The sequence below is a fragment of the Paenibacillus sp. FSL H8-0317 genome (assembly GCF_045040685.1).
Classification (GTDB): Bacteria; Bacillota; Bacilli; order Paenibacillales; family Paenibacillaceae; genus Paenibacillus.
Genome location: NZ_CP150294.1, coordinates 1,320,489 through 1,334,377, shown reverse-complemented (window position 1 = coordinate 1,334,377; position 13,889 = coordinate 1,320,489). Strand labels below are relative to the sequence as shown.

14 protein-coding genes are annotated in these 13,889 nt (G+C 46.7%); 5 read left to right on the top strand and 9 right to left on the bottom strand.

The window, feature by feature from the left end; translation table 11 throughout:
• The first annotated feature begins 171 nt into the window (after nucleotides 1–171).
• Complete coding sequence (locus MHB43_RS06005; protein ID WP_221819000.1) at nucleotides 172–564, top strand: RidA family protein; 393 nt, start codon at nucleotides 172–174, stop codon at nucleotides 562–564.
• A gap of 76 nt (nucleotides 565–640) precedes the next feature.
• Here MHB43_RS06005 and MHB43_RS06000 read toward each other — a convergent pair whose 3' ends face one another.
• Both MHB43_RS06000 and MHB43_RS05995 read right to left on the bottom strand, forming a co-directional pair.
• Complete coding sequence (locus MHB43_RS06000; protein WP_405131550.1) at nucleotides 641–1,273, bottom strand: copper amine oxidase N-terminal domain-containing protein; 633 nt, start codon at nucleotides 1,271–1,273, stop codon at nucleotides 641–643.
• A gap of 162 nt (nucleotides 1,274–1,435) precedes the next feature.
• Nucleotides 1,436–2,239: a nucleotidyltransferase domain-containing protein gene (locus tag MHB43_RS05995; RefSeq protein ID WP_405131549.1), complete on the bottom strand. Its 804-nt coding sequence runs from the start codon at nucleotides 2,237–2,239 to the stop codon at nucleotides 1,436–1,438.
• A gap of 262 nt (nucleotides 2,240–2,501) precedes the next feature.
• Here MHB43_RS05995 and MHB43_RS05990 point away from each other — a divergent pair, with 262 nt between their 5' ends.
• Together MHB43_RS05990 and MHB43_RS05985 are read left to right on the top strand one after the other, a co-directional pair.
• On the top strand, nucleotides 2,502–3,857 hold the full coding sequence (locus MHB43_RS05990) for a helix-turn-helix transcriptional regulator (RefSeq protein ID WP_405131548.1): 1,356 nt from the start codon (nucleotides 2,502–2,504) through the stop codon (nucleotides 3,855–3,857).
• Entirely contained in the window at nucleotides 3,805–4,689 is an 885-nt protein-coding gene (locus MHB43_RS05985) for a WYL domain-containing protein (RefSeq protein WP_405131547.1), read from the top strand. Before MHB43_RS05990 ends, MHB43_RS05985 begins: the two co-directional genes overlap by 53 nt.
• 141 nt (nucleotides 4,690–4,830) lie before the next feature.
• On the opposite strand, the gene MHB43_RS05980 is transcribed toward MHB43_RS05985, so the two are convergent.
• From MHB43_RS05980 to MHB43_RS05955, 6 genes are all read right to left on the bottom strand, one after another.
• A complete protein-coding gene (locus tag MHB43_RS05980; RefSeq protein WP_405131546.1) occupies nucleotides 4,831–5,331 on the bottom strand; it encodes a hypothetical protein in 501 nt (166 codons plus the stop codon).
• A 180-nt stretch (nucleotides 5,332–5,511) separates the two neighbouring features.
• Nucleotides 5,512–6,252: a hypothetical protein gene (locus MHB43_RS05975; RefSeq protein WP_405131545.1), complete on the bottom strand. Its 741-nt coding sequence runs from the start codon at nucleotides 6,250–6,252 to the stop codon at nucleotides 5,512–5,514.
• Nucleotides 6,249–6,947: an ABC transporter ATP-binding protein gene (locus tag MHB43_RS05970; RefSeq protein WP_405131544.1), complete on the bottom strand. Its 699-nt coding sequence runs from the start codon at nucleotides 6,945–6,947 to the stop codon at nucleotides 6,249–6,251. Before MHB43_RS05970 ends, MHB43_RS05975 begins: the two co-directional genes overlap by 4 nt.
• A complete protein-coding gene (locus MHB43_RS05965; RefSeq protein WP_026081254.1) occupies nucleotides 6,940–7,326 on the bottom strand; it encodes a GntR family transcriptional regulator in 387 nt (128 codons plus the stop codon). Before MHB43_RS05965 ends, MHB43_RS05970 begins: the two co-directional genes overlap by 8 nt.
• Before the next feature lie 218 nt (nucleotides 7,327–7,544).
• On the bottom strand, nucleotides 7,545–8,411 hold the full coding sequence (locus tag MHB43_RS05960; protein WP_339182490.1) for an aldo/keto reductase: 867 nt from the start codon (nucleotides 8,409–8,411) through the stop codon (nucleotides 7,545–7,547).
• Nucleotides 8,412–8,454: 43 nt separating this feature from the next.
• Nucleotides 8,455–9,012 carry an STM3941 family protein gene (locus MHB43_RS05955; RefSeq protein ID WP_221818991.1) on the bottom strand — a complete coding sequence of 186 codons (558 nt, stop codon included), beginning with the start codon at nucleotides 9,010–9,012 and terminating at the stop codon, nucleotides 8,455–8,457.
• A gap of 392 nt (nucleotides 9,013–9,404) precedes the next feature.
• On the opposite strand from MHB43_RS05955, the gene MHB43_RS05950 reads away from it, so the two are divergent.
• Nucleotides 9,405–11,414: a prolyl oligopeptidase family serine peptidase gene (locus MHB43_RS05950; protein ID WP_405131543.1), complete on the top strand. Its 2,010-nt coding sequence runs from the start codon at nucleotides 9,405–9,407 to the stop codon at nucleotides 11,412–11,414.
• A gap of 131 nt (nucleotides 11,415–11,545) precedes the next feature.
• Here MHB43_RS05950 and MHB43_RS05945 read toward each other — a convergent pair whose 3' ends face one another.
• A complete protein-coding gene (locus tag MHB43_RS05945; protein ID WP_405131542.1) occupies nucleotides 11,546–12,235 on the bottom strand; it encodes a stalk domain-containing protein in 690 nt (229 codons plus the stop codon).
• 409 nt (nucleotides 12,236–12,644) lie between these two features.
• Here MHB43_RS05945 and MHB43_RS05940 point away from each other — a divergent pair, with 409 nt between their 5' ends.
• On the top strand, nucleotides 12,645–13,838 hold the full coding sequence (locus tag MHB43_RS05940) for a MalY/PatB family protein (RefSeq protein WP_405131541.1): 1,194 nt from the start codon (nucleotides 12,645–12,647) through the stop codon (nucleotides 13,836–13,838).
• Nucleotides 13,839–13,889: the final 51 nt, after the last annotated feature.

Here is a 13,889-nt window from a genome sequence, read left to right as displayed (position 1 = left end):
CCTAAATTAAATATCCTGATATAAAGATTCTCTGGAATGAGTCGTTAGGCTCACAAACACCGTGTTTACACTATCCTAATGGATAGTCACTGTCATGAAAGTGCGTACTGCCCAAGTCGTTTTTCTCCGTTTATACTAACCTTATCTTGAATTCCCAAAGGAGAGAAATATATGTCTACAGCTCAAATATATAGCCACGGTGTCCCGTGGGAAGAGGCATTCAGTGTGGCTCAGGGATACAGTGTTAACGGTACGATCTACATTGCAGGACAATTTTCACATGATATGCAGGGGACGTTTATTGGTGTCGATGATATTGAAGCACAGGTTCGCCAGACACTCGATAACTTGGATCGTGTGCTCGCCGCATTCGATGTAACCAAGTCGAACATTGCTGAACTGGAGATTTTCTTAGTTCATCCGCAGGAGCATCTTGAGCCATGTGTTGCTGTGTACAAAGAGTATATTGGTACGCATCGTCCGGCTGTTACGATGGTTGGCACATCGGGTCTGGCCTTCCCTCATCAACTGATTGAGATTCGCGCCGTTGCTCATACCAACTGATTCGGAAAATCCCTAACGCAAGTTTATACACAAAAAAAGCAGGGTCGGATAAACAACTCCGAACCTGCTTCATCATTTATTCTTTCACTTTCACCGTCAGCGTATTACCGGATGAAGTGAGGGATACTCCAAGCCCTTCTACCAAAACTCTGAGCGGAATGTACGTCGTTCCCTTAATTTCTTTGGGTGCTGCCTGTAGGGTGACTTCTTTCCCGTTAACTTTCACCTTTTTACTGCCCAAGGTAAAGATTAGCTTGTACTTGTCTTTGGTAATGGTAATGGTTTGAGTCTTACTGTCCCAAGACGTTTTGGCTTTCAGCGCTTTGGCCATCTCACGCAGAGGTACGAGATTCGTGTTATTCATTACAATTGGAGAATCGGTAAAAATAACCTTGGAACCATTCACCTTCACCTGAATAGAAGACGTGGTATATTCTGGTTTAGGAGTGGCTTTCTTTTGGGTTGCAGTTGAAGACTTGTTACTTTTCTTGGTACTTCCTGAACTGGATGAACTTGAAGAGGAAGATTTGGAACTCGAAGAAGAACCTCCGTTGTGATAATGATATTCCCCTTGTTTCAGCCCCCATTTTGCACAGTTGGTTCGACAGGTATGTCCCCCATTTGCATCTGTTCTTCCTGGATGAGCAGACGCAACAGTAGCAAAAATCATAAAAATGGCAAGCAAACTGCTTATTACTTTGAACCGCATACGGATAACCTCCAGCAATTAGTTTTAGCCAGAGTATCATACCATAATTACCCATACAATATAGGTGAATAACAAAATTTATTTTCATATAACAGTTCACAAACGTGGGTCTACTGGCTCCGACTCCAGCGAAAGCGTCGCCAGCACACAACTTTCTTCCTCTTATTCCCCTTCGCCCCATACCTCTTGTAATGCAAAACGGAAAATCCGGTCCAATTCTTCAAATTGAATAATCTGCTCATTCTCCATCTGGCCAGCCAGTCGTTCAAAATGCTCGATCTTCTCCGCCAACAAAGCCTGTATTGCTGGCAACTGTGGCTCCAGATCCAGTTCCTCGCCCGCCTTTTTCCGGCGTAGTAACTCATGAATCTCCGTATATAGCGGTGTAGTCGCAGGTACAAGTTCTTGCACCAGCTCTTCAAATGCCATCGGTGGCATTGCATCATAACGTTCAATCCAGCCACAAGCGAGCAATGGACGAAGCACGTAGAAATACTTTTTGATCTTCACCTGCTCACCTTGTAAATAATCCCGGAAGTTCCCCTTTGCCATATTCAGATAATGATACATGCAGGACTTGGGCGAGAAGGTCAAAGGTGACAGTGCACGGATATGCTGTGCCACGTTATACTGTTCATCATACTGAATCGGGGATTGCAGCCACTCCAGTAACGGTGGATTGGATTTGCGAAACAGCTTCAAGGCCTTGCGCAGATCCCAACCATTGATGTCGAGCTGATCACTGATCGGGCGTTCGATCACATCCCTTTTATCCTCAATCGACAAGTACCATTCCAGTGGTCTTACATACAGAAAACGCACATCATAATCACTATCCTGGGAAGGAAATCCCCAAGCCCGACTGCCGGATTCACAGGCATAGATAATCCGAACTTGCTCCTCCTGTTCAATCTGCTTCAGCTGTTGTCTAATCGTATCTCTCATTTCTTCATGAACATGAGTCATGTCAGTCGCCTCCTTTTAAAAAATTACAATATGTATCATGGATTCCTATTCCCTTCTCGCATTGTTCACCAGATCGATTAAACGTGTTGCCCTTCCTCGCTCATACCCTCATTATGACCCAAGCATGATACATACGAACATGGCAGAAGTATGGCGACGAATCACTTTCATAACTCATTAAATTATCGTTTACCTTCATAAGTTTAAATGAAACCGGCCACTCTTCCTGCTACAATGAAGGGATAACAAGGAGTGAATGTTCATGGCAAGAGAGAGTTTTGACAAAGAAATTCAGTTCTTACGCATGTTATCCCTAACAAGCGGTGCATATAACCGCAAACAGTACGCCGAACGGCTTGGCATATCTGTACATACCTTTGATAAAACCAATCGCAGATTAAAAGAGATCATGCAAACCGTCGCTGACCAACGCCCAGGTGCCGAAGCAAGCCGGGAAATGGCGGATCTCGTCCGCTTCCAGTATGGAGAGTCGGCAGAGCCTATGCTGCTCTTCCTCTTCCGCGCCAAGTCGATGAAAGAGACTGAAGTTCAGCGACTTTCTGTCCTTTTGCATACCTTACAACATAAAACCCTGACCGTGATGGAACTGCTGGACGCCTGCTGTGCTGATCTGCCGGAAGATCTGGCGTTACCTGACGAGAAAACCATTCGTTCCGATCTGAAGTATCTGGAAGAGGTTGGGGTTATCCGAAAAGAGTCTGGTGGCAGACCGTATCGATATGCTTTACAACAGGATGTCCTTACCGAATTGACAGTGGAGGAACAGCTGGAGTTGTATGATTTTGTGGATATGATGGCGAATACCCAGGTTCCGTCCGTACAGGGATATTTATTGCGCGATAGTTTGAAAAAAGCCATTACGGCAAGTTTTCCGCAAGAAGAAGCTACCGAACCCTATATCTATAAGTATCACTATTATTCTCGTATCCTGGATGAAGCTCATCTCTACACACTGCTTGGTGCGATTCGTCAGCGCAAACGTGTGCATTTCCTATACTATTCACCGAAAAAACCATCCAGCTACAGTTCACAGAATACGAATCCACGCTTTGAACGGGAAGCAGATGGTCGATCCAACCGGATCGTGCCCCTTGAAGTGATCTATGACCATCAGTATGGTCGTTGGTATGTAATTGGATATCAGGGCCGCCGCGGGTTTGTGAAATTCCGCATGGAAGGCATAACCCAACTGGAGGAACAGGATTCAGTAGAAGAGCAATACATGCTTGAGTTGAAGCAGCAGTGGACCGACATTAGTCGCTACAGTTGGCTTGTGGATACGGGGAATACCGTGACGGTTCAAGCTCGCTTTTTCCACCCGGAGCGTCGTCAGCGCAACTTCATTCTGGATCGGGTTCGTCTGCAAGGTCAATGGGGCAAAATTATACCCGAAACGGATCATACCTTTCTTTACGAAATCCAGGTCAACGGTACCACAGAGATCAAACCCTGGTTACGGAGTTTTGGCTCAAGCTGTGAAGTAATCGCGCCTCAGAGACTACGCCAGGAGATGATCAAGGAATGGAAGGAGATTGGGGAATATTATGAACCTGTTCGAGAAGATGTTCAATTACCAGATGATGACGCGATTGAATGAAACCGGACTGTTCACCTGGACCTCACAGGAAAGGGCCTGGCTTCGTATGATGCTGAATCACCCTGCTGCGAGAGAAGCGCTGAGTCCTGTAACGTTGGATAAAATGCACAATATGCTTCATGATGAGCAGGACCTGAACCTTCAGGATTACCTGACCGAGAAAGCCAAAAGCGAAGAAAACAGTGTCTCTCATCCACTTCTTAGACGGTTACGATTAATCATTCTTCATCACCAGGGATTTCGACTGATCGGTCGCGTCCGCAATGGACGCACGAGTCAGGATGAATTCGGCTTCCCTTATAAACTGGAGTATTCCATGGTCAAAAAAGAATGGTATGTGCTCTGGTACGCCCCTCGCTTCGACAAACTCATGTCTACCAAGCTGCACAGCATCGTTACCGTGGAAGCCCAGCAGGTTCAGCAGGATACCGCTTCTGGCTACACTGCCCGAATTGCTGCGATAACGGAGAAGCGTAAGACGACCATCACCATCGAAGTCCTGCCCGAATTCAATCAGGAGCTGTCCCGAATCCTCTATGCCTTCTCCTGCTTCGAGAAGCAAGTCGAGTACCTGGAAGCCGAGCAGACATATCGGATCGAGCTAACCGTCCCGCGGAATGAGATGGACTATGTCTTATCCAAGATGCGTTTTCTGGGCAAACGGGTTCGAATCGCTGACCACACGGTGCTGCGGGAGCGCATGTCCGAGACAGCTGCAAAGGCACTAGCCCGTTATGCGCAAGCTGAACCTGATCAGCATTCTGAACGCACACGAGGCGTCATACCGCACCAGCATGATGAAGAACCTCTCGCGAATGCCGATGTCCATTGATTTTATGAGAGTGGGTTAAATGTCTACTTGTCAAAAGCAGCAATTTCATCTACGCAAATAAGGTCTGGATGATATTATCCAGACCTTATTCCTCTATTCCTGTAGAACTACCTAACTGCCTGTGAACCCCATGATTCTGCACTATGTTCCACCACTGCTGGCAGCCGAGTTTCGTCTTTTATTAATCGCATGTACGCCCATGACCACTGCAATTAATTCATACGTGTCCAGTTGTTCCGACTGGTTGTCTAATACAAATGCCCCGGAACTAAACCAGCCGTTGGTGCGACGGAAACTGGCCACGATCCGGCCACCACTGCCGCTTATATCATATTCCTGCGAAAATGCTGGAGCAGACACATCATACGTACCGCGTGATCCTGCGTCATATTCATACTTTTTGCTAAAGAAACTGAACCTGGCCCTAAGCACACCCAGATGTCTCCCATCTGCTGCAGTGATGTCCCAACGATTTGTTAACATGCGAAATTTGCCGCTGCAGACCAATCCCGTGTTATCCGATACATCGAGCGAAGAACCAAAGACACTTTTCAAATCCAGATGCCCTGCCTGTTCCTGATTCGGATTCATAATCTCGGTGTAACCTGCGTTAAAAAAGTTATCCCTGAAGTATAGTTCCATAACGCTTTCTCCTTTCCCTTACAGATCCTTTTGTTCTCTATAACCTAATCTCGCATCGAGCACACAATATATCTATATATACGTATAATTAATGGTAGTGGATTCAAAAAGTGGATTATTACTGGATGTAAAAAAACGAGCAACCCTGGTTGCTCGCATCACGTTCAAGTTATCCTGTTATCAGACTTCGACTTTTTTGTTGTTCAGGTAAATGGTAGCCCACACCAGGATGACCGCCACAATAACTTCAAATACAATGCTTCCCCACATGCCGTCCGACCATAATACGCCATTGGCTGTGATCGAGATCCCTGTACTTTCTTCCGTGTACCGGAACATTTCATTTGGACTAAAACGTCCTGTCGTAATGATATTTTCCAACCAGCCAAGCAGATTAACGAGGACCAAGAATGCAACGATGCCGATCCATGGCCCAGTTCTCCAACGGAAGCTGCCTGCAATCGAGATCGAAAGGAAGATGATGACGGTCATGAATACCATAACCCATGCGCTAAACAGCAACAAACTAATATAATCCGAGAGATGCAGACCCGAAAGGTCAATATTGCTAGCCATGTTCATTCTTAGCTTCATTGAGATATAGATATAGGCATGAGTCGCGAATATAATGACTAACCCCAACCCGCAAAGAGCTCCAAAGATCAAGGGAGACAACACATGTGATAGGCCCGTTATGGGTAACAGACGGCGATTATAAGAGCGTATATTGGACGTGTATGTTTTGATCATTTTCACATAAATAGCCACACCTACTCCAACATAACCCATAATGCCAAGCACAATCCCTGTGACCTCAGACACGAAAAGGGAAAGCCCCACTTGAGCGATAATCAAAATAACTAGCCCAGCCAGCAGTGTATTCCAGTTCCTTCTAAAGTCATACTTCAATAATGTCATCATTCCGCATAGACCTCCTTGAACATCTCATCCACACTTTTCCCATATTTCAGACGGAGCGTTTCCACTTCTTCCCGCATCACCAGCTCGCCCTCGCGAATAAAGACAACTTCATCAAAAATCCGTTCGATATCATTCACAAGATGCGTGGAGATGATGAGACTGCTGTCTTCATCATAGAATTTGACGATCGCATCCAGAATCTTGCCACGCGCAACCGGATCTACTCCGCCAATCGGTTCATCCAGCAAATACAGACGAGCCTTACGAGAAAGTGCCAGTGTTAGTTGTAGTCGTTCATTCATCCCTTTCGACAGATGCCGTACCCGGTCACTCTCGACGAGGTTCATGAAGTCCAGCATCTCCCGCGCCTTCTCCTCATCAAAATCAGCATAGAAATCGCGATAGTATGCAATCGCATCCCGCACTTTCATCCACTTTTCGGTTAATGGACGATCCGGCATGAACGAAACCAGTGCCTTCGTCTCCAGCCCAACAGGCTTACCTGTGACTTGAATCGTTCCGCTGCTCGGATGCAATAAACCTGCAACCAGCTTCATGAGCGTACTTTTTCCACTACCGTTGCTCCCCAGTAGACCTACGATTCGTCCCGATGCAATATCCAATGTAATATTACTTAGCGCTTTCTTATTGCCATATGTTTTATTGATCTGGTTCAGTTCAAGGATGTTACTCATGCGTTGTTCCTCCCTTTCCTTCCGCAACGGCATCGGCTACGATGGATAAGATATCCTGCTCTTCGATCCCCAGTTCCTGCATTCCGGTCAGAAAGCGTTCCAGCAATTCACCGGCCATCTCTTTTTTGATCGTCATAATCTTCCGCTCCTCACTGGTCACGTATCTGCCCAAGCCCCGTTTGGTTTCAACCACTTCTTCCCGCTCAAGCTCCTGAAATGTCCGTTGTACTGTATTGGGATTGATCTGTAGTTCGGCCGCCAATTCACGAACCGAAGGAATTTTGTCACCTGCCTGAAGTGTCCCGGTTACAATCTGTCTTTTGATGTACTGCATGATCTGCAGATAGATTGGTAAATTGTTATCAAATTCCATAGTCACAAAGCTCTCGCTCCTCTCTGTACTGGTGTGTTAGTTACATAGTACACTAGTGAAATAGTGTTGTAAAGCCCATTTGTTAAAACCTATTTTTGCTTTGGTCCTGCGGAAGCTTCGGCTATCTGTTTATTGGAGTAGGTTTGTATAGATACATGGGCACAAAAAAGAGCAGATCGGGTAGATCTGCTCCGCATGACTTATTAGTCGTATTTTCATCTATTTCACACGATATCCAAAGGTACCTTACCTTTAGGTGCAGGAAATGCCTCATCCAAACGGGCGAGTTCCTCTTGTGTCAAAACGATATTCACTGCTGCTGCATTGTCTGCCACATGATTCAGCTGTACCGCCTTGGGAATCGCCAGCACATCTCCATCGCTGATCACCCAGGCTAATGCGATCTGCGAAGTCGTAACTCCTCGATCCTGTGCAATATCCTGAATGACTGGATGCTCCAACAATTCACTTCGAAGTCTGCCACCCTGAGCCAGGGGACAATACGCCATTACAGGAACGCTACGTTCCCGCATCCAGGGAAGCAGATCATGTTCAATACCACGCGAAGCTGCATGGTAGAGCACCTGATTCACCATGCACTGAGACCCCTCCGGCAGACTCCATAACTCCTGCATATCCCTTGTATCCAGATTTGATACACCCCAGCGAAGGATTTTACCGGATTGCTTTAATTGTTCCAAAGCCTCAACCGTCTCTTCGAGCGGTACTCCCCCTCGCCAGTGAAGCAAATACAGATCCAGACGATCTGTACCAAGACGCGTGAGACTACGCTCACAGGCCGTAATCATCTGCTTGCGATCTGCATGATGGGGATATACTTTGGATACGAGAAAAACTTCATCACGATGGCCCGAGATGGCCTTTCCCGTAACAACTTCTGCCCCACCTTCTGCATACATCTCCGCCGTATCAATCACAGTCATTCCCAGTTCAATACCAGAACGCAGTGCCCGCACTTCTTCTTGCTGGCTGGATTGCTTCTCTCCCATGTTCCATGTGCCTTGTCCTATCGCAGGCAGGGCAGTTCCATCCGGAAGTAGAATCGTGCGTGTTGGATTACCATGCATCATCTATATTCCTCCATTCTGAAGACTTATGGACATTCTGACCTCTCTAACGACGATGATACGAATCATACATCATGTTATCACTCACATGTCTCCAGTGGCTCATCATCATGATATACAATTGATCCAGTGGCACTGTGAGGCTACTTTGGGCAACGCTGATGGTCGCATCGACCATATTGCTGTTGACCGTCATCAATTTGCGTTTCATCCCGTTCTGGCGATCCAGAAAGGCTTTCTCGTCCCGCAATTTTACCCCGATCATTTTCTGTCCCATTAATTCATACATAAAAATATTCTCAACGTCTTTCCAAGCCACGGCTCCTCCTGCAGTATAAGAAGATGCATCCACAAACCCATCCTCATCGATTACAAAAGAAGGTTCCTTCTTAATCATCTTTACCAGACTGTAGCAGAAACATAGCCCAAAAAACAAAATGGAAAGAAGTCCAATCACATCCGAAAGGATGGAATCATTCGTAACTGAAGAACGATCAAAAATCAAAAAAAATCCGGCTGCCACAAAGAGTGCCGCCCCTGCCGTAAGCCACGCCATTCGTTTCCGGCTTGGATATTCCACATGCTGCTCATAGGATGTGCTCAACGTGACGTTCCTCCTCCATTGTGACTGAATCATACAAGTTCTATATAAACGAATGGCTATGAACCAAATAGCTGAATGTAGAACAGGAATTGCATTGTACATTAAACCAAAATCACCAATGTTAAACATTAAAATTAGACCGTTTTTCCTCATTTCTGCGCTTATTCAACATTAGGATTCGTCATCCTTCGAGCAAATCCTTTAACACCCCTATATGAATTGAACAAAGAATATTTACACTTGCCACTCCGATGACAGAACAACCTTCCGATCACTGTTATAAATGTCTCCCCTCCCATCCTTAGTCATATTGTCCTGTCCCTAGCTTTCCGCTAATATAAATGGAAAGGTTAGGAATTAGCCAATTCTAATTCATGGTGGGAGGACAAACAATGATGAGTCAGCGCGGCATAACATCGGAAGATCTTTATCAGATTACATGGGTTAATGATCCAACTCCGTCCCCTCAAGGCGGACAACTGGTATATGTAAGCCGGAAAACGAATGAAGCACGTGACGGTTATTGTTCTCACCTGAGACTGCTGCATCTGGGGAGTGGAAAGGACAGACCCTTTACCTCTGGTGAGAAAGATCATTCCCCTGCCTGGTCGCCCGATGGGTCTCAGCTTGCCTTTTTAAGAGAGGTTGATGGGAAATCCCAAGTGTGGATTATCGCATCAGATGGCGGAGAAGCACAGCAAATCAGTCACCTGAAACATGGCGTCAGTTCCCTGCTCTGGTCACCGGATGGTCATACTTTGCTTGTGAAATCATCCGTGGATATGAGCGGAGATGAGGAATCAGAACATACAGATCCTATAGACGATGGACTTAAACTGCTGCAAGAACATGTCGTAGACCGGATTCGCATGAAATCAGATGCCAGCGGATTATGGAACGGTAGACGTTCCCACCTCTTCGCTCTCGCACCGATCGATGTGGAACCACTCCCTGTAACTACAGGTCATTATGACGTTGGAGACTACGCTTGGTCACCGGACGGAAGATCCATTGCATGGATTGCCCAGCTGCCCGAAGATGGCGAGGATCATAACGATTACACTCTAACCAATCATGTGTACCTTGCCAAGGCAGACGGATCGGATGTGCAGCAGTTGACCCCGGAAGGATATACGTTCAGCCGGCTGGCCTTTGCACCGGATGGACAATCCATTGCACTGCTCGCCAGTGACCGTTCCTATGGAAATGCCACACTTGTGAAGTTGTACACCCTTCCAATATCAGGTGGTGAACTCGTATGTCTGAGCACCGATTGGGACGTACAGTTGAATCACAGCATTGTTGGCGACATGCGATCACATCTGACAACCACGGGGCCAGTATTCAGCAGGGATGGTTCTTCAATCTTCTGTCTGGCGACTATCCATGGTAGTGTACGCATCGCCAAATTCGCTCGAGACGGCAGCAGTGCCGACTATATATGGCCTGACGAACGGGAGATTTATCAATTCGCCGAGTTGGAAAACGGGCAGATCGTTGCCGCTGTTGCCGACACACGAAATCCTGGTGATCTCTATATGTATGAACAACCGGAAGATCCCGGAGTAGACCCGATTCAACTCACCCGCAGCAATCCACAGCTTGAGGATGAGATCCATCTTAGTACACCGGAAACCTTCTGGTTTAATTCCTCGGATGGCCTGCGGCTGCAAGGATGGATCATAAAACCTCATGGCATGGTTGACGGGGTCAAAATCCCGACCATTCTGGAGATTCATGGCGGTCCACACATGATGTATGGTTTTACATTTATGCACGAGTTCCAGATTCTCGCCGCACAAGGCTACGCTGTTGTGTATATCAATCCACGCGGTGGCCTCGGATACGGGCAGCAGTTTGTAGACGCATGTCGCGGAGATTACGGCGGTGGAGATTATCGCGATCTCATGGAGAGTGTGGACTATGCCCTGTCCCAATATGAGTTTATCGATGAATCCAGATTGGGCGTAACCGGGGGCAGTTATGGTGGCTTCATGACCAACTGGATTGTTGGACACACCGATCGTTTTAAGGCCGCTGTTACCCAGCGTTCCATCTCCAACTGGCTATCCTTCTACGGTGTAAGTGACATAGGATATTTCTTCACGGAAGACCAGATTGGCGGAAATGCGTGGGATGACACGGAGAAACTGTGGAAGCACTCCCCGCTCGCTTATGTCGGCAACGTGAGTACTCCGCTGCTCATTTTGCATGGCGAACAGGATCTGCGGTGTCCAATTGAACAGGCCGAGCAATTATACATTGCGTTAAAACGGCGCAAGCAGACCACCAGGCTTGTTCGTTTCCCAGGTGCCAACCATGAGTTGTCCCGTGGAGGTCATCCTCATCTGAGGGTACGCCGTCTGGAGCATATTGCCGGATGGTTTAACGATTACCTGTAACGGACTAATGTTTAGATTATTAATTCAGAGTATATAACCAGATATGGATTCAACCCTAAAAGCCGTCCAATGAAATCTGTTATGATTTCAACGGGCGGCTTTGGCTGTTCACTTTTTTATAGAAGGAAAGATTACTCTTCGCCCCACACTACGGTGATTTCATTCAGATCCTTGTTGGTTGCAGACACCGAACCTGTGATGGTTACGGCATATTTGCCATCTTCACGACCCACGATGCTGAAGCCGTCTGCCTGGATATCCTGCGTGTTCTGGCTTAGATTTTTGGTCTGGTAGTAGTCTTTGTAGGATGTTCCAACGGTCAGCAATGATTCTTTGGTTGTGTACGTGAGCACTACTTTTTTGTTACCATCCATTATGTTCTCAATGAGACTTGTTGCCTTCGCATCCTTCGGTAATGGGAAATCTGCTGGCAGATACTTGGACTTCACGCCTGACGCCTGTGTGTTCGTGCCTGTGGATGGTGAGGTTGATCCGCTGTTGCCTGTGGATGTTGACCCACCAGAAGAGCTCGAAGAGCCGATGCTTACTTTATTGTTTTGGGAATCATACTTCACTTCGGTCTTCAACGCATCAGCAATCGAACGAACGGGGAGATATGTACTGCCTTGATATGTAATTGGCGCAAGCTTTTTGCCCTGGTCACCTGTCGGTGTAAATTTCTGTCCGTTCACTTCGATGGCGAGCCCATGGTTCAGATAAGCTTTGATTGTCTCCAGTTGTGTACCTGCATATACACCTGCCGATCCGGTTAACACCATGCCAAACACACCCGCAGCAATCAACCACTTTTTGCTTTTCATCCCTAAACGCCTCCTGAGTTCAAATGTCAGCCTTATGCATAATACGATTCAAGCGATCGCTCGATGTACGCGAAAGACTCATGTAGTTATGCTCATCATGTATGGGTACGAGCTTATTCGGATAACAGCCCGTTTTCCACCAAATGTTAGCAATATAATAGCATCTGACAAGAGGTTGTAAACGATAAATGGACAAAACAGGACCAAGGACGTACAAAAATAGTCTTTGTCGTATGCCCGTTGTTCTCTGGCTAGTTAAGTTGTTCTTATATGAATAAAGTCCCGAAATCCGGACCATACATATGAAGCTAATTATACACGCACAACAGTTGCGAAATTAACCAATGTATTAGATAATTATTTGTCGATTTGTGGTCGAAGGAACGGAACTCAAGGGGGATTAAATACGATGAATAACAATAACAGTACATTTGACCAGTCTATTAACCGGATCTCTACCGGATCAGAAAAATGGGATGCGCTTGAGGATATCTTCGGCGCTGCTGATGCGCTTCCGATGTGGGTGGCCGATATGGATTTTGCTGCTCCACCATCCGTCATTCAGGCCCTGCAAACACGGATGGAGCACGGGATTTTTGGTTATACAGTACGGACTGAGGCGTATCATGCCGCTGTTGCAGGCTGGATGGAACGGCGCCACAACTGGAAAATTAACGATGACTGGATTGTATTCACTCCAGGTATTGTGCCCGCACTCAGCATTGCTGTACAACGATTCACTCAACCGGGAGATGCAGTAGTCATCCAAACCCCGGTGTATGCGCCCTTCTATGAAGTAGTACGTGGTCAGGGCCGTGAACTGATCACCAATCCTTTGATAGAGAATAACGGTCATTACACGATGGATCTGGAACAACTGGAATCCAGCTTGCAGACCGGTCGGGTCAAAATGCTGATTCTGTGCAGTCCTCATAACCCGGTTGGGCGGGTATGGACTCGTGAGGAACTTGAAGGGATTACGTCACTGTGTCTGCAATACAACGTACTGATGGTTTCAGATGAAATCCATGCCGATCTTGTTCATCAGCGCGGAACTCACACACCACTGACCCTGATATCGGACGCCGTCTCTGATCTAAGTATCATCTGTACGGCTCCAAGCAAAACGTTCAACATTCCTGGCCTCTGCACATCCAACATCATCATCCCCAATGCCAAGTTACGAGAATCGTTTGCGCAGGGTGTAAAAACGATGGGACTTGCCAGTATCAGTACACTGGGAGCTGTGGCAACCGAAGCCGCATACAATGGGGCCGAGGAATGGCTGGATGAGTGCCTTGCCTATATCCGTGGAAATATGGAGTATGTACAACAGTATGTTACGGAACACATGCCACAGATCAAAATGCATCTCCCCGAAGCAACCTATCTGTTATGGATGGATTTCCGGGAATTGAATATTCCCCATGCACAACTATGCAACATGCTGCTTCATGAAGCAGGGCTTGCTTTCAATGACGGGAGCTTCTTTGGAACAGAGGGTACAGGGTTCATGCGTATTAATGTAGCCTGTCCACGTTCTACGGTTGAAGAGGCGATGCGCAGGTTATCTGTGTTGGTCAGCAATGTGTCGGGCAAATAAACTGTCAGTTACATCTATGTACGTTGCGAACAAAATGTGTACTGTTCGTTA